The 16,590-nt window shown below is 68.3% G+C and carries 14 protein-coding genes; 7 read left to right on the top strand and 7 right to left on the bottom strand.

Features of this window, described 5'->3' with window-relative positions; translation table 11 throughout:
- The first annotated feature begins 7 nt into the window (after nt 1-7).
- Nucleotides 8-1,189 carry a methionine adenosyltransferase gene (gene metK / locus KA711_07465; protein ID MCM0608821.1) on the top strand — a complete coding sequence of 394 codons (1,182 nt, stop codon included), beginning with the start codon at nt 8-10 and terminating at the stop codon, nt 1,187-1,189.
- A 52-nt stretch (nt 1,190-1,241) separates the two neighbouring features.
- Here metK and KA711_07460 read toward each other — a convergent pair whose 3' ends face one another.
- Together KA711_07460 and KA711_07455 are read right to left on the bottom strand one after the other, a co-directional pair.
- A complete protein-coding gene (locus KA711_07460; GenBank protein MCM0608820.1) occupies nt 1,242-1,841 on the bottom strand; it encodes a Uma2 family endonuclease in 600 nt (199 codons plus the stop codon).
- Nucleotides 1,842-1,893: 52 nt separating this feature from the next.
- Nucleotides 1,894-2,253, bottom strand: coding sequence for a hypothetical protein (locus tag KA711_07455; GenBank protein ID MCM0608819.1), 360 nt, complete (start codon nt 2,251-2,253; stop codon nt 1,894-1,896).
- A 395-nt stretch (nt 2,254-2,648) separates the two neighbouring features.
- On the opposite strand from KA711_07455, the gene KA711_07450 reads away from it, so the two are divergent.
- Genes KA711_07450 through KA711_07435 form a run of 4 tightly spaced genes read left to right on the top strand, consistent with a single transcriptional unit; the run spans nt 2,649 to nt 9,441 of the window.
- A complete protein-coding gene (locus KA711_07450; protein MCM0608818.1) occupies nt 2,649-4,280 on the top strand; it encodes a DNA cytosine methyltransferase in 1,632 nt (543 codons plus the stop codon).
- Nucleotides 4,281-4,324: 44 nt separating this feature from the next.
- The gene (locus tag KA711_07445; GenBank protein ID MCM0608817.1) at nt 4,325-5,722 is read left to right on the top strand and encodes an ATP-binding protein; all 1,398 of its coding nucleotides are present in this window, start codon (nt 4,325-4,327) and stop codon (nt 5,720-5,722) included.
- 18 nt (nt 5,723-5,740) lie between these two features.
- Nucleotides 5,741-8,407, top strand: coding sequence for a Z1 domain-containing protein (locus KA711_07440; protein ID MCM0608816.1), 2,667 nt, complete (start codon nt 5,741-5,743; stop codon nt 8,405-8,407).
- A 44-nt stretch (nt 8,408-8,451) separates the two neighbouring features.
- Complete coding sequence (locus tag KA711_07435) at nt 8,452-9,441, top strand: PD-(D/E)XK motif protein (GenBank protein MCM0608815.1); 990 nt, start codon at nt 8,452-8,454, stop codon at nt 9,439-9,441.
- A gap of 26 nt (nt 9,442-9,467) precedes the next feature.
- Here the strand turns inward: KA711_07435 and KA711_07430 are convergent, their stop codons facing one another.
- Nucleotides 9,468-9,650, bottom strand: a complete 183-nt coding sequence (locus KA711_07430) for a hypothetical protein (GenBank protein ID MCM0608814.1) — start codon at nt 9,648-9,650, stop codon at nt 9,468-9,470.
- A 79-nt stretch (nt 9,651-9,729) separates the two neighbouring features.
- Between KA711_07430 and KA711_07425 the strand changes: the two genes are divergently transcribed.
- Entirely contained in the window at nt 9,730-10,818 is a 1,089-nt protein-coding gene (locus KA711_07425; protein ID MCM0608813.1) for an LD-carboxypeptidase, read from the top strand.
- A gap of 19 nt (nt 10,819-10,837) precedes the next feature.
- On the opposite strand, the gene KA711_07420 is transcribed toward KA711_07425, so the two are convergent.
- Complete coding sequence (locus KA711_07420; protein MCM0608812.1) at nt 10,838-11,980, bottom strand: IS5 family transposase; 1,143 nt, start codon at nt 11,978-11,980, stop codon at nt 10,838-10,840.
- An 88-nt stretch (nt 11,981-12,068) separates the two neighbouring features.
- Nucleotides 12,069-13,211, bottom strand: a complete 1,143-nt coding sequence (locus tag KA711_07415; protein MCM0608811.1) for an IS5 family transposase — start codon at nt 13,209-13,211, stop codon at nt 12,069-12,071.
- A gap of 79 nt (nt 13,212-13,290) precedes the next feature.
- Between KA711_07415 and KA711_07410 the strand changes: the two genes are divergently transcribed.
- A complete protein-coding gene (locus KA711_07410) occupies nt 13,291-14,412 on the top strand; it encodes a YcaQ family DNA glycosylase (protein ID MCM0608810.1) in 1,122 nt (373 codons plus the stop codon).
- Here the strand turns inward: KA711_07410 and KA711_07405 are convergent.
- Together KA711_07405 and KA711_07400 are read right to left on the bottom strand one after the other, a co-directional pair.
- Entirely contained in the window at nt 14,387-15,973 is a 1,587-nt protein-coding gene (locus KA711_07405; protein ID MCM0608809.1) for a PH domain-containing protein, read from the bottom strand. The two genes, KA711_07410 and KA711_07405, sit on opposite strands and share 26 nt — an antisense overlap.
- Entirely contained in the window at nt 15,970-16,482 is a 513-nt protein-coding gene (locus tag KA711_07400) for a PH domain-containing protein (protein MCM0608808.1), read from the bottom strand. The genes KA711_07405 and KA711_07400 overlap by 4 nt, the downstream gene beginning before the upstream one ends.
- Nucleotides 16,483-16,590: the final 108 nt, after the last annotated feature.

Genomic DNA, 16,590 nt, shown 5'->3' with positions numbered 1-16,590 from the left:
CCCCAGCGTGGCGAACGACTTCCTCTTCACGTCTGAAAGCGTCTCCGAGGGCCACCCCGACAAGGTGGCCGACCAGATCTCGGACGCCATCCTCGACGCCATCTTCAAGCAGGACCCGCGCAGCCGCGTGGCCGCCGAGACGCTCACCAACACCGGCCTCGTGGTGCTGGCCGGCGAGATCACCACCAACGCGCACGTCGACTACATCCAGGTCGCGCGCGACACCATCAAGCGCATCGGCTACGACAACACCGAGTACGGCATCGACTACAAGGGCTGCGCGGTGATGGTCTGCTACGACAAGCAGAGCAACGACATCGCCCAGGGCGTGGACCATGCCAGCGACGACCACCTCAACACCGGTGCCGGCGACCAGGGCCTGATGTTCGGCTACGCCTGCGACGAGACGCCCGAGCTGATGCCGGCGCCCATCTACTACGCGCACCGCCTGGTGGAGCGCCAGGCCGAGCTGCGCAAGAGCGGCAAGCTGCCCTTCCTGCGCCCCGACGCCAAGAGCCAGGTGACGATGCGCTACGTGGACGGCAAGCCGCACAGCATCGACACCGTGGTGCTCTCCACCCAGCACGCCCCCGACCAGAGCGAGACGGCCACGCGGCTGAAGGCCAGCTTCTACGAGGCCGTGATCGAGGAGATCATCAAGCCCGTGCTGCCCCAGGAGTGGCTGCAGGACACGCGCTACCTCGTCAACCCCACGGGCCGCTTCGTCATCGGCGGCCCCCAGGGCGACTGCGGCCTCACCGGCCGCAAGATCATCGTCGACACCTACGGCGGCGCCTGCCCGCACGGCGGTGGCGCCTTCAGCGGCAAGGACCCGTCCAAGGTCGACCGCTCGGCCGCCTACGCCGCGCGTTACGTGGCCAAGAACGTGGTGGCCGCCGGCCTGGCCAAGCAGTGCCAGGTGCAGGTGGCTTATGCCATCGGCGTGGCCAAGCCCATGAACGTGACCGTCTACACCGAGGGCACCGGCAAGATCGCCGACGACCAGATCGCCGCGCTGGTGCAGCAGCACTTCGACCTGCGGCCCAAGGGCATCATCCAGATGCTGGACCTGCTGCGCCCCATCTACGAAAAGACCGCGGCCTACGGGCACTTCGGGCGTGAGGAGCCCGAGTTCACGTGGGAACGTACCGACAAAGCTGCGGCGCTGCGCGCGGCGGCGGGCCTGTAAAGGGCCGCCAGCGATGGGTCTGACGGGCGACGGGAGTCGCCCGTCGTTGTCTTCAGGCGCCGGACGCCCGCGGCGCAGCCAACACCGGCACTTCCGCCCACAGCGCCGCAGCCGACAGCGCCAACCCCACCGACACCAACTCCACCCCCGCCCCGGCCTCGCCGGGGTGCAGCACCCAGGCCTCGCCGCCGTCCACCACCTGCCGGCGGAACAGGTCGCAGCGGCGCAGGTCGGGGTCCACGAGCAGCACCTCGCGCAGCGAAGCCAGGCTGCGGTAGGCCGCGAACTTGTCGCCCCGGTCGAAGGCCGCGGTGGCCGGCGACAGCACCTCCACCAGCAGCACGGGCTCGCTCTTCACGTGCGACTGCTCGGCGTCGCGTGGGCTGCAGGTCACCATCACGTCGGGGCAGAAGAAGGCGTCGGCGGCTTCCACGCGCAGCTTCATGTCGGTGATGAAGGTGCGGCAGGGCGTGCCGGCCAGGTGCTGACGCAGGGCCAGGTACACGTTGCCGGCGACCGTGACGTGCCGCTCGCCGGCCCCCGCCATCGCAAACACCTCGCCACGCACGAACTCGTGGCGCGTGGTCTGGGTGGCGTCCCAGGCCAGGAAGTCGGCGGCGGAGAGCGGCAGGTTCAGGGCGGCTTGTCCCATGGCGGGCTCCGGTCGGGCGAAGGCCCGCCAGTGTAGGCCGCGCGCCCGGGTCTCAGGGCGCCGCGGCCCGCTCGCGGTTGAGCGCCAGCAGCCGGCGCAGGATCTCGTCGTCGGGCATCGCGGCGGTCCAGTCGGCCCAGCCGTAGGCGGCGGCGACCGCGGCGTCGAGCGCCTCCTGGGCCTGGGCCAGCCAGGTGGGGCGCTGGTTGTACAGGTTGGTGAGCGTGCGCCGGGCGAGCTCGGCCTCGAAGCCCGGGCGGGCGACGATGCGGTCGGGGTAGGGGCTCGTGCTCAGGCCCAGCGGCACGACCTCGGGCACGCGCTCGGTCCACTCGGGCGGGTTGAGCCAGGCGTCGCGCAGGGCCACCAGGCGGTGCGCGGCCTGGGCGATGGGCTCGGCGAGGGCCCGCACCGACGGGCGGCAGGTCGGCGGGGATGCAGGCGCCGCCGGGCAGCGGCTCGGTGCGCTGGTGGGCGGTGTGTGCGGGGGTGAGGCTGGCGGGGAAGGGGAAGGTCTCGAAGCAGGTGGTGGGGGTGTAGCGGGGCCGGTCTTCCAGCGAGGTGCCCAGGCGCAGCGACCAGAGTTCGTGCAGGCGGCTGTGGAGGATGCCTAAGGTGGTGTCGTCGGCGCGGGCGATCATCATCAAGGACTGATCGAGACAGCTACGCACAGAAGTGATGTTCGCTATGCGCAACAAGGCGACGAAAGCACGGGGCCAGAGCCTACCCCTGGCTGTCCCCCGTCATCGGGCTAGCGGTGTACTTCAGTGTGCTGTCAGAATTCCTGGACGTCTGACAGGGACAACAATGACACGCCGTGAGGATGACCCATCCGGGAGCCATGAGGTGCACAACCGGCCGCTGACATTCGTCGACCTATTCGCAGGCTGCGGAGGCTTTTCGCTCGGGCTGGAATGGGCCGGTTTGCGCTGCTTGGCGGCCATCGACTACAACGATTCAGCCATCGAGACGTTTCGGCGAAATCACCTAAACGTCCCCGTCGCGCTGATCAAGGACCTGACCAAGTTTGCACCCAAGGAGCTGGACGCAGCGCTAGGCTCCGCGCGAGTCGACGTCATTGTCGGTGGGCCGCCCTGCCAAGGTTTCTCTAGGGCTCGCCAAGTCGGCGGCTCCAACCACGGCGAGCGGCTTGTCTACGACCCCCGCCGGGAGCTCTATCGCGAGTTCTTGAAGTACGTCGCCTATTACCAGCCCAAGGTTTTTGTGATGGAGAACGTGCCGGGTATGCGCTCGGCCGCAGGCGGAGCCTTCTTCACGGCTGTCCAAGTCGATAGCCGCGAGCTTGGCTACCGCGTCATCCCCTATGAGGTTCAGGCGTGGCGATTCGGCGTGCCGCAGAAGCGCATCCGCCAGCTCATCATCGGAACCCGCCGAGAACTGCCACTGTTTATCCCCGACCGCTACATCCGCGAGACGCACGTCGACCCCGGCGACCCTGTGTCCAGGGGCAAGCAGTCAGCCGTGACGTTGGGTGAAGCTATAGGCGACCTACCGGAGATCACGTCCGGCGACGAGCGGTTCATCCGCACCTATGACGTCGCCGCCCGAGAGGAACACGTCAAGCGATACGGCAGGCGGTATCTCTACGATGTACTCAAGGCCCACAGAGCCAAGAAGCTGCTCGGCCACACCTCGCGCCCGCACAGCGACCGGGATTTGCGTGACTTCAGGCGCCTCAGGGAGGGCGAGACCAGCCGGGCAGCGCTGGCCCGCGGCGTGGAGATGGAGTTCCCCTACGACCGAGAGCACTTCAAGGACCGCTACACGCGACAGCACCGAGACCAGCTGTGCTCGACCATCGTGGCGCATCTGAAGAAGGACGGGCTGATGTTCATTCACCCGACCCAGGCTCGCTCGCTCACGCCAAGGGAGGCTGCCCGCATTCAGAGCTTCCCAGACACGTTTGAGTTTCCGCAGGAGCGAACCCGCGCCTACTCAGAGATCGGCAACGCCGTTCCGCCTCTTGTGGGCAAAGCTGTGGGGCTGGCTGTTGCGGACTACCTGTCACAGCCAGACATGGCTGACGCGGTGACGCAGAGTCTGAATGCCAACCTGCCACTGAGCCACGAGCTTGCCATCACTGAGCTTGAGGGCTTCATCGAGGTGATGCTCACAAAGGACCTCAAGCAGCTCTCAAGAACAGAGTTTCTGAAGGCATGGTGGGCGGTTGGATATCTCCACCCGAATCTGCATCCGGATGCGGCTCTCGACAACGGCAAGGAGCTCAGCCCCGGACCCAGGCGAGGCGTGAGCTTCGTGCTTGAGCCTTACTACGTGCGAAGCGGCTGGCCAGTGGAGCTCATACCCCTTGCCCTGGAGGCAAGGCGCCGCTTTGTGGCCAAAGCACTGGCCGAGGATGAGTACTACTGCTCTGCGGCAGTCATCGCCGGGGCGGCTGCAAAGGACAAGGTTCGATAGCAGGTTGACGACACGAATAGCGAAACCACTCGCGGGGAGAGTTGATGTCGATTGGTGTTGAGAGCATTCCGGGCGCAAGGCGCCTGATCAAGTCGCTTCGAGACATGGGGTACGACTTCGAGTCAGCCGTGGCTGACCTCGTCGACAACTCGATAGCCGCGAGAGCCAACACGGTGCGCATCAACTCGCACTGGGCGGGCGCCGACACGTCTGTGAGCATCGCGGACAACGGCGTGGGGATGTCGGCGCAGGAGTTGCGCGAAGCCCTGCGCTTTGGCTCCGATCGCGACTATGAAGACGACGATCTCGGCAAGTTCGGCCTAGGCCTCAAGACAGCGTCGCTAAGCCAATGCCAGCGACTAATCGTCGCATCTAGGCAGAACGAGTCCCGAGCTGATATCAACGCCTACTGCTGGGACCTCCCACACATTGAGGCTACCAACCGATGGGAGATCCTGCCGGTTCGCACGGCGGACCTGCCAGAGCTGGTGCGGTTGCACCTCAAGGAAACCACTGGAACAGTCGTTGTCTGGCAACAGCTTGACCGCATCCTTGGCTACAACAACCCGAGCGGCGAGCCGGCACGCAAGAAGCTCATCGAAATGTGCGGCAAGCTGGAGGAGCATGTCGCGATGGTCTTCCATCGCTTCCTTGAGAACAGGGTGCGTGGCAAGCGGCTTGCCATCTACATCAACGACAACAAGGTGACCTATTGGGATCCGTTCGTTGCCAACGAACCCAAGCGCAAAGCCCTCGACTCCATCAGTCTCCGTGTCGACGGGCACGGCGGGCGCAGCGACGTGGTCTTCGAGCCCTATGTGCTGCCTGCGCTGTCGATGTTCTCCACCCCCGAGGCACACAAGCGTGCCTCCGGACCCAATCAGTGGAACCGTCAGCAGGGCTTCTACATCTACCGCGCTGATCGCCTCATCCAGAGCGGCGGGTGGAGCAGCATCCGCACGCTCGATGAGCACTTGAAGCTCGCTCGCATCGCGGTCTACTTCTCGCCCAAGCTCGACGAGGAGTTCAAGATCAACGTGCCGAAGATGAAGGTGGCGTTCCCCGCAGAGATTCGCGCCGAGGTGGAAAAGGCCGTCAAGATTTGGACGAAGGTTGCGGACGAAACCTACCGCAAGGCGAACAAGGGATCGGGCGGCGGAGCACTCCCACCAGCGCCGGCGTCACTCGTAAGCACGGCCGGTAAGCCGTCAGCCGGTGTATCGAGCAGTTCCAGCTCAGGCATTCCAGCTTCGGCTACCTCGGCCGCCGCAGCGGCTTCAACGTCGACCGCCAGCAACTCAGCGCCCGCACCTCGAAGTGCCAGCGTCACGGTCGACGAGCTCGCCCGCGTGGGCAAGCTGCTCAGGCGTGTGGCCAAACCTGACGAGATCCCCGTCATCGAGTCAACCGTGGCGCGGGCGCAGTCCACGCTCGACGAGTAACTCAAGCACAGCCCAGTCATGGCAGACCTTGAAGCTGAACACGAGAGGGCGCTGAGCACAGCGCGGGTCTTGCTGGACCTCGGGCACGCGCCCGAGACCGTCTACGCCAATGAGCTCATCCCTGCCCATCTGCGAGAGTGGGTTCGCGGCAAGCTCACTGAAGAAGCGAACCGCACGTTCGAGCGTGTGAGGGTCATCTCGGCTGCCGAGAGCGAAAACGACTGGGTTGCGGCGCTGGACCGCAGCAATTGGCGCTACTGGCCCACGCTGCGGCGCTTTCTTCTCGTAAAGAAGAAGTGGCCGCGCGACACCATCAGCTCGCTGGACGACGCCTCCGACCGCATTCTTGCCAAGCTCGCACCTCCGTCCACGGACGAGTTCGACATCCGCGGCCTGGTGCTCGGCTACGTGCAAAGCGGCAAGACAGCTAACTTCACAGCCGTCATCGCCAAGGCTGCGGACGCCGGCTACAAGCTGGTCGTGGTGTTCTCCGGGATCGACAACGGGCTGCGTCGTCAGACGCAGTTGCGGCTGAACCGAGAGCTCACGGGATACCGGGGCAACCCGCCACATGCGGTAGAGCAGCCGCCTGTGGGCAAGCAGTGGCACCAGTTCACCACGGACACGCTTGATGGTGATTTCAACCGTGGCCGCGCAAACACCGCCGCCCTGCAAGGCTCGCAACCGGTGCTGCTGGTAGTCAAAAAGAACGGCACGGTGTTGCGCCGGCTCCAAGCTTGGTTTGAGGAGGCGTCGGAGGAGATGCGCCGCGGACTGCCAGCACTCTTCATCGACGACGAGGCTGACCAAGCCAGCGTTGACACACGCGGCAGCTACCAGCAAGAGGACGGATTCGACCCCAACGACCCCAGCTTCGAAGAGCCCGCGGTCATCAACCGCCTCATTCGTGCCCTGCTCAACTTGTTCCCGAGGCGGGCCTATATCGCCTACACGGCGACCCCGTTCGCCAACGTCCTCATCCCGCACGACAACTACGGCGGGAACGCAGGCGACGACCTCTATCCGCGCGACTTCCTCATCGACCTGCCCAAGCCGCGCGGCTACTTCGGGACCGAAGAGTTTTTCGGGCGATTCGACCCTGCAAGCGGAGAGAGTGTTGCGGGCCTAGACGTCTTGCGCGACGTGCCGGACGCCGAGGTCTCGCAGCTGCTGGGCAACAGCGACTTTCCTCCCACACTCGAAGAGGCGCTGCTCGCGTTCATGCTCGCGGGTGCCGCCAGAGCACAGCGCGGCAAGCCGGACGCTCCCTGCACGATGCTGGTTCACACCACTCAGCGCATCGCAGACCAGTCGCCTACACGAGATCTCATCCAGCGGCGCTTTGAGGAACTCCGGGACGAATGGCGCTACGACAAGCACCATGGGCTGCGTGATCGCTTAAAGAAGCTGTGGGACGAAGATTTCAAGCCCACCACCGCTGGAGTCGATGGAGCGAGGGTTGTCGAGTTCGAGGACATCGAGGGACACATCGCTGCGTTCGCCAAGGCCGTGCAGGTCCGTGAAATCAACAGTGACCGCGGTGATGTGCTCGACTTTGACCTAGAGCCCACGCTCAAGGCCATCGCCATTGGCGGCAACAAGCTCGCTCGAGGGCTGACCTTGGAAGGGCTGCTGGTGAGCTACTTCGCCAGGCAGTCCCCTCAGTACGACACGCTGCTGCAGATGGCGCGTTGGTATGGCTACCGAGGCGGCTACGAGGATCTCACGCGCATCTACACGACGGGAACCCTGCAGGGATGGTTCGCAGACCTTGCTCTGGTCGAGCATCGTCTGCGCCAAGACATCCGCATGTACGAGATGATGCCCGGGCTCTCGCCTCGGGACGTGGGAGTGCGCATCCTGCGTCACCCAAGCATGCAGGTGACCAGCGCGCTCAAGCGTCGCCATGCCGTTGCAACGCAGGTCAGCCAGTCTTACTCCGGAGAGCTTGAGCAGACCTTCCGCTTTCCGCTGAACGACGAAGAACGTCTTGCGCTGCTGTGTGAGCGTAACCGAGCGACTGTTCATGAGTTCCTGACCCAGATCGGGGTGCCAGCGGCGCAGACACAGTTCGGACCCCTCTGGGAGGAGGTCCAGGCTCTGTACGTCGTTCAGCTCCTGCGCGCCTTCGACGTGGTGCCAGAAGCCGCCGGCCTTTCACCCGAGCTCATCGCTGCTTGGATTGAGCAGCAGAACATTGATGGTGACGTCACGAACTGGAGCGTGCTCGTTCGCGGGCGCGAGACTGGGAGCCCGGCACTGGGCGCGCCCACTTGGCTGCCCGCTGGAGTTGGAGCGGTTTGGAGCATCGCCCGTAGTCGTATCGGATCGTCCAACTCACTGGGCGTCATCACGACGCCCGGCGACGAGGCGTTTGGCTTGACGCCCGAGGAGCGCGTGGAGATGCAGCGCAAGCTGCAGTCGGGCGAGCAGACTGATGAGAACCGCGCTGCGCGCCTGTCGCGCTCCTCGACCCGGGGTCTGCTCATCTTCTACCCCATCAGCAGGTTCTCAGGCCACGACGGCTCCAAGCTCGGCAAGTCACGTCAGCCGCTCTACCAGGATCCGCAGAGCGTTATGGCAAAGGACTTGATTGGTCTGGCAGTCTCGCTGCCGAGGGTCAACCGTGAACGGCCCGCCGAGGCCTACCTTGAGGGAACGGCTAGGTGGCGGCCGGTGATCTAGGTTCAGCCGAGGCAGCGGTCCCGCGCTGGGACCTTCTGGAGGCTGTGCCTCCTACGAAGGAACGCCTATCGGTTCGGGTTGCGCTCAGTGGCCGGCATGACGACGTTCTCATCGGCGTCGATGCTGCGTTGCGGCGCTACGTGCTCGTTCGCATTCCGCCAGGCGAGGAAGACGCTCTGACGGAGCGGGTCAGTCGCGGCATTGGAGTGCAGACTGTGAAGATGGTGCCTCAGGACACGGGTCTTGAGGAGTCATTCGTCGAGATCGCCTGCCTTGACTCGCAGGGCCACCGGGCACTTGACTTGGTCATCGGCGAGCTGGTCGATGCGCTTGTGCATGCAAGCGGCCTCACCCGTGTGAGACTTGTGCAAGGCGTGCTGTCGAAGTGGCGGCGCTTCTGGTCAGGGGTTCCAAGCGGCGCACTTAGCATCGAGCAGCAGGTCGGGCTATTCGGGGAACTCTACTTCCTGAGTCGCTGGTTGTGCGAGGCACTCGGTCCGACCAGGGCGGTTAGCACGTGGCGAGGTCCAGCTGGGGCTCGTAACGACTTTGAATTGCCCGGACTTGGCGTCGAGATCAAGACCACCAAACGAGTCGACTCAGTTCACATCATCCACGGCATCGACCAGCTCCTCGAGCCGGCTGGCGGCGCTTTGCTGCTATTCGGGTTGAGCGTGCGTGATGAGGCCAGCGCCACTGAGAGCCTTCCAAGACTCGTCAGCGAAATTCGAGGTCGTCTGAGAGGTGATCACGACGCGCTGAATGCCTTTGATGCGGTGCTCTTTGCAGCCGGCTACGACGACCGGCTGGAGGCTGAGTACGCCAAGCTACTGTTTCGGGTGCGCACCGAGGGGCTGTATCGCGTCGCTGACGATTTCCCCCGACTCGTGCCTGCGTCCATCGTGGGCGGCATGCCACCGGGTATCGGCATGGTCAGCTATGAACTCAGGCTGGATGCCGCGGCGACTTGGATGGTTTCCAGCACGGCCAGCGCTGCCGCTAAGCTCTTGCGGGATTTCGCCGGAACGGGGTGACTGAGGGCCATCAAGCTCGTCTTGGATTACGGAGTGGCCAAGCGGGTGGGCATGACTCTCCTGACTGAGTAGCGCTCGGGCTCGCCCGGCTCGGGCACACCGAGCGCGCGGCACAGGTCGATGAAGTGCGGCTGCGCGCCGGCCCGCTCGCTCAGGCCGTGCGACGGCGTGCCGGGTTTCCACTTGGCCACGAACTCCTGGGGCGTCATGAAAGTCATTTCAACATGGGCGGCCCATCAGGGCTGCCCCGCATCGCCAGCGCCCCACAAAGGGGCATCATCGCGGCCCATGTCCGTCACGCAGTACCCCGGACCGATCCGCTATCCGCGCCCGCTGGCCCCCGGCAGCCGGGTGCTGGTGACCGCGCCGAGCTCGGGCGTGCAGCCGGCGCTGCATGCGCGGCTCGATCTCTGCCTGGCCGGGCTGCGCTCGCGCGGCTTCGAGGTCGAAGAAGGCCGCTGCCTGCGCGACGAGCGCCAGGGCGCCAGCGCCCCGGCCGACGAGCGCGCCGCCGAGCTGGAACGCGCGCTCATGCGCGACGATGTCGACGCCGTCATCCCGCCCTGGGGCGGCGAGCGCGCGGTGGAACTGCTCGACCGGCTCGACTGGGGGGCGCTGGCGCGCACGCGCCCGAAGTGGGTGCTGGGCTACAGCGACACCAGCACCTGGATGCTGGCCCTGACGCTGCGGCTGCAGTGGGCCACCGCGCACGGCCCTTGCCTGATGGACCTGGTGCCGGACCAGGACGACCCGCTCACGCGGCAGGCCTTGCAGGCGCTGCAGCTGCCGCCGGGCCAGGCGCTGCGGCAGCGCCAGAGCCCGGCCTGGCAAAAGGCCTGGAGCGACTTCGCGAGCCAGCCCGCCGGCACTTACGCGCTGACCGAGCCGACCCGCTGGCGCTCGCTGCACGGCCGCGCGCGCGAGGCCTTCGACGGCCGGCTGTTCGGCGGCTGCCTGGACACCCTGGTGCACGTGGCCGGCACGGTGCACGCCGACGGCGCCGGCTTCATCCAGCGCCACCGCCTGGAGGGCGCGATCCTGTACCTGGAGAACGCCGAGGGAACGCCGGGCGACGTGGTGCGGGCCTTCCACCGCCTGCGCTGGGCCGGCTGGCTGGACGGCCTGGCCGGCGTGCTGCTCGGCCGCAGCGCCGCGCCCGAGCCCGGTGGCCCGCACGGGCTGCGCCACGACGACGCGCTGCGCCAGACCTTCGGCACCCTGCCCTGCCCGGTGCTGGCCGATGTCGACATCGGCCACGTGCAGCCGCAGATGGTGCTGGTCAACGGCGCGCATGCACAGGTGCGCTGGAGCGCCGAGGTGGTCGACGTCGCCGGCACGCCCTGGGGCGGGGGCGTCGTCACGCAGCGCTACGACTGAGAGGGTGTGAACGAAATGTTCAGTTCGCCAGTCTCGTTGCGAGCATACGCGCTTGTGCGAGCCAGACCCAGGCCAGCGGCGCCCATTCGGAGCGATCGTGATGGGCGATGAGACGGCGGTCGCGCTCGAGCCAGGCGTGGGTGCGCTCGACCACCCAGCGCATGGGCTGCACGACGAAGGGCTTGGCGGATTCCTCGGGCCACAAGGGCTGCTGGGCGTCGCGCCAGGTGCCGGTGGCGCGGTTGCCCGGGCGGCGCACCACTTCCACGGTGATGCCGTGAGCCTTCTCGATGGCTGCTGCGCGCTGCCCGGCGTATGCGGCGTCGGTGTAGAGCTTCTTGATCGTGGGTGCCTTGGCATAGGCCTTGGCCACCACGTCGGCGGCGGTGTCGCGGTCCTGCACGCTGGCGGCCGTGATCGTGACCGCCAGCAGCAGGCCCAGCGAGTCGACCACGAGGTTGCGCTTGCGGCCCTTGACCTTCTTGCCCGCGTCGAAGCCCGTGTTGCCGCCCTGGGGCGTGCTGCGCGTGCTCTGCGAGTCGATGACGGCCGCCGTAGGTTCGGGGGACTTGCCCTCGCGCCGGCGCCACTGCTGGCGCAGCCGCTCGTGCATGGCCTCGAACGTATTGGCCGCAGCCCAGCGCTTGAAGGACATGTACACCGCCTGCCAAGGCGCATAGGTCTTGGGCACCAGCCGCCAGGGACAGCCCGTGCGCACCACGTAGCAGCAGGCATTGACCATAACGCGGCGCGGATAGCGAGGCGGCACGCCCGGCTGCCCATCGCGCTCGAACAGGTCGGCCACCAGCGCCCATTCGGCGTCGGTCAGATCGGTGTGCTGGCCCTCGGGGCTGCTGCTGCGCCGGTGCATGGCGTTGTAGCCGGTGCGCGGCCCCGCGCCACGTCCTTGCTCACCCCGCTCGGCCGAGGAGCGCCGCAGCGGCTTCAGTCGCACGACGCCAGCCTCGCGCAGCGCCTTGCGCACCGTAACCGGGTTGACCTTCACACCGCAGCGCCGGGCCAACTCCGCCGTGACTTCAGCCAACGCCGCGTGCGGCATCTCCGCGACGATGGCACGAAGCACCTCCCCATGCTCGGCGCCCAGCAACGGCTTGCGTCCGGGCTTGCCCTTGCGGTCGATGTCTCCAGCCTTGCTCTTCATGCCATGCCTCGCGCGCTTGTCTCGTCAAGACACAACGCGCGAGGTCATTATTTCGTTTACACCCACTGAGAGGGTGTGAACGAAATGTTCAGTTCGCCAGTCTCGTTGCGAGCATACGCGCTTGTGCGAGCCAGACCCAGGCCAGCGGCGCCCATTCGGAGCGATCGTGATGGGCGATGAGACGGCGGTCGCGCTCGAGCCAGGCGTGGGTGCGCTCGACCACCCAGCGCATGGGCTGCACGACGAAGGGCTTGGCGGATTCCTCGGGCCACAAGGGCTGCTGGGCGTCGCGCCAGGTGCCGGTGGCGCGGTTGCCCGGGCGGCGCACCACTTCCACGGTGATGCCGTGAGCCTTCTCGATGGCTGCTGCGCGCTGCCCGGCGTATGCGGCGTCGGTGTAGAGCTTCTTGATCGTGGGTGCCTTGGCATAGGCCTTGGCCACCACGTCGGCGGCGGTGTCGCGGTCCTGCACGCTGGCGGCCGTGATCGTGACCGCCAGCAGCAGGCCCAGCGAGTCGACCACGAGGTTGCGCTTGCGGCCCTTGACCTTCTTGCCCGCGTCGAAGCCCGTGTTGCCGCCCTGGGGCGTGCTGCGCGTGCTCTGCGAGTCGATGACGGCCGCCGTAGGTTCGGGGGACTTGCCCTCGCGCCGGCGCCACTGCTGGCGCAGCCGCTCGTGCATGGCCTCGAACGTATTGGCCGCAGCCCAGCGCTTGAAGGACATGTACACCGCCTGCCAAGGCGCATAGGTCTTGGGCACCAGCCGCCAGGGACAGCCCGTGCGCACCACGTAGCAGCAGGCATTGACCATAACGCGGCGCGGATAGCGAGGCGGCACGCCCGGCTGCCCATCGCGCTCGAACAGGTCGGCCACCAGCGCCCATTCGGCGTCGGTCAGATCGGTGTGCTGGCCCTCGGGGCTGCTGCTGCGCCGGTGCATGGCGTTGTAGCCGGTGCGCGGCCCCGCGCCACGTCCTTGCTCACCCCGCTCGGCCGAGGAGCGCCGCAGCGGCTTCAGTCGCACGACGCCAGCCTCGCGCAGCGCCTTGCGCACCGTAACCGGGTTGACCTTCACACCGCAGCGCCGGGCCAACTCCGCCGTGACTTCAGCCAACGCCGCGTGCGGCATCTCCGCGACGATGGCACGAAGCACCTCCCCATGCTCGGCGCCCAGCAACGGCTTGCGTCCGGGCTTGCCCTTGCGGTCGATGTCTCCAGCCTTGCTCTTCATGCCATGCCTCGCGCGCTTGTCTCGTCAAGACACAACGCGCGAGGTCATTATTTCGTTTACACCCACTGAGAGTGCAGACATGAGCCGCGCCCGCGGCGTGCCAATCACGCTGGACGACCTGCGCCGCCATGCGGTGGCGCGCAGCCTGCGGCCGGCGCGCTCGCTGGCGCAGGCGCTGGCGCGCAGCGGCTTCGTGCAGGCCGACCCCATCCGCGCGCCCGCGCGGGCACAAGACCTGACGCTGCGCCACCGCGTCAGCGGCTACCGCGCCGGTGATCTGGAGGCGCGCTACGCATCGCTGCCGCTGGAGGAGGACTTCTTTGTCAACTACGGCTTCCTGCCGCGCGAGCTGGCGGCACTGATGCACCCGCGCACGCCGCAGACCGTGTGGCCCAAAGCACGCTGGGCGCAGGCGCAGGCGGTGCTGGCGTTCGTGCGCGAGCGCGGCGTGGTGCACCCGCGCGAGGTGGACGCCGCCTTCGACCACGGCCGGACGAAAAACTGGTTCGGCGGCGCCAGCCGCGCCAGCACGCAGCTGCTCGACGGCATGCACTACCGCGGCCTCGTGCGCACCGCGGCCCGCGAAGGCGGCGTGCGCCTGTACGCGGCGCGGCCCGCGCCCGAGCCGGTGGCCGACCCCGATGCGGCGCTCGACCGCCTGGCCGACGTGGTGCTGAATCTGTACGCGCCGCTGCCGGCGGCGTCGCTGTCGATGCTGCTGCGCCGCATCCGCTACGGCGCGCCGCAGTGGACGTCGCGCATGAACGCGCTGCTGGCGCGCACCCGGGCCCGGCTGCCCAGCGCCACGGTGGGAGGCCTCACCTGGTATTGGCCCGCGGGTGAGAACCCGGCCAGCCGCCGCCACGCCGCGGTGGATGACGACGACACGCTGCGCCTGCTGGCACCCTTTGACCCCGTGGTGTGGGACCGCGCGCGCTTCGAGCAGTTGTGGGGCTGGGCCTACCGCTTCGAGGCCTACACGCCCGCCGCGCGGCGGCAGCGCGGCTACTACGCGCTGCCGCTGCTGTGGCGTGGGCAGGTCATCGGCTGGGCCAACGCGGCCGTGGCCGACGGCCGCCTGCACGTGGAGCCCGGCTACGTGAGCGGCCGGGCGCCGCGCGAGGCCGGCTTCAAGGCGGCGCTGGCCGCCGAGCGGCTGCGGCTGGAGGGCTTTCTCAGGCTGCCGCCCGGGGGTGGCTGAGCGCAAGGCTGGCCTGCCACAGCCGCGCCTGGAGCGCGACCGCATCCGCCTCGGCCAGCCAGGGGATGTCCAGGGCCAGCACGAGGCCGACCGACTGCGCGTCGGTGCACAGCCGGGCCGTCCCGGCGCGGCGGTCGGCCGGCGAGCGCCGCAGCAGCACGGCCTGGCAGCGGCCCTCGGGCAGCAGCACCCAGCGGCGGGTGAACACGCCGCTGCGCCACACCAGGACCCCGGGGCCTTGCGCGTAAGCCGCCCCGGCGGCCCAGCGGCGGGCGTGCCAGGCGCTGGCGCCCAGCAGCACGGCCGACAGGCCGAGCACCACCGGCCCGGCATCCGCGGGCAGCCCCGGCAGCCCCCACGCCAGCAGCGTGCCCGCGGCCAGCAGCGGCAGCAGCCACCGCAGCGTGCGCTGCCAGCGCCGCCAGGCGGCGCCGGGGTGCAAGGGCCGCCACGCCAGCGCCTGCAGATCGACCCCGGGCAGGCAGGTCCGGATGAGCGCGTCGGCCTGCTCGACGGACGCAATGGGCGCCAGGTGGTCCAGCTTTGGAAGGGCGACGCCCGACGCGACGAGGCTGGCGGGCAGATCGGCGCGCAGGCTGCAGCGGCCGAAGAGCCGGTGCAGCAGCGTGCGCTCCAGCACCAGGCGCTGGATGGCGCCGAGGCGCCCGCTCACGTCGGTGCGGGTCAGCAGACCGCGCTGCACGCGCAGCCGGTCGCCGCTGCGCGTGAGCGTGTAGCCGTGCTGGGTGACGAGGGCGTGACCGATGGACAGGACGCGCACGGTGACGGCAGCCAGCACCAGCAGCGCCAGCAGCCCGGCCACCAGCTCGGCCATGCCGATGCCCGCCACCTGGTTGATGCGGGCTTCGAGGCTCTCGGCCAGGCGGTCCGCACCGGGCACCCGTTGCAGGAGCTCGGTGTTCTGCGAGAGCACGCCCACGACCGCCGCCACCACCAGGAAGCCGCGGTTGGAGATCAGCCCGAGCTTGACGAGCTCGACCGTCGGCACGGCCAGCAGCACGGTGGGCGCCGACCCGGCGGCAGCCGCGGCGCCTGCACCCGGCCCGCCGGCCGCGGCCACCGGGCCCGCCGCGACGGCGGGGGCCGGCTCGGCGCGGCCGGCACGGTGCAGCCGCAAGGCCTCGGCCAGCTGCGCAGCGCTTCGCGAGTCGAGCACCCGCATCACCGCCTCGGGGCGACCGCCCGAGCCGGACTCCAGCACGAGCTCGGTGACACCGAGCGCGCGGTGCAGCAGCCCGCGGCGCTCGCTCACCGACTGGATGCGGCCAAAGGGCACGTGGCGCAGCTCCTGCGCGAAGAGGCCCTCGCGGATGACGATCTCCTCGGCCAGCAGCTCGTAGCGCACGCTGCGCGCGCGCAGCCAGCCGTAGGCACAGGCCAGCGCCGCGGCCGTGCCGGCCAGGCCCAGGGACAGCAGGGCGTCCTCGCGCTTGAGCAGCACGAGGATCAGCAAGGGCAGAGCGACTTCCTTGAGCACCCTGGCGGCGTGAAACAACCACGACCAGCCGTGCAGCCGCTGCGCCGGCAACACGCTGCTCACGCCGCGCGGTCCTCGGCGGGCGTGGTCCGGGCCTGCAGTTCGGCCAGCAGCGCGTCGCGCAGCGCCTGCGCCTGCGGCGGCTCCAGCCCGGGCAGCCGCGTCTCGTAGGCGCGGGAGCCGGCGGTGTAGAGCTCCAGCGTGGCCAGCCCCAGCCAGCGCTCCAGCGGGTTGCGCTGGATGTCCAGGTGCTGCAGCCGCGTCAGGGGAATCCAGACCTCGCTCTGCCACCAGGCGCCTTTGCAGACCACCACGCCCTCGCCGGGCTGGCGCTGCCAGCGGTAGACCTGCGCCGCCACCCGGGCGCGCCACAGCAGCGGCAGCGACACGGCAACGGCGACGGCCAGGCCCGCGAGGACCGGCCCACCCCAGCCCGCCCGCGCGCCGATGAACACCGCGATCAGCAGGGCCGCCATCGCGCCCGCGGCCAGGCCCGACAGCAGCGCCTGCAGCTGCCACAGCCGGGCCAGCTTCGGGTGCGGCCGGCCTTCGGCCAGGTTGATGTCTTGCATCGGGCGAAGCATCAGGCCAAGGCCCAGCCCTGCGCCATGCAGGGGGCATCACCGGCCCGGGTGATGTACACGGCCGCAAGGTCTGGCATCGGGGGCTCCTTTGCGCAG

This window comes from Ideonella sp. WA131b (assembly GCA_023657425.1).
In the GTDB taxonomy this organism is placed as follows: Bacteria; Pseudomonadota; Gammaproteobacteria; order Burkholderiales; family Burkholderiaceae_C; genus Rubrivivax.
Note: the sequence above shows the minus strand (reverse complement) of the source record. Positions and strands in the feature narration are given on the sequence as shown.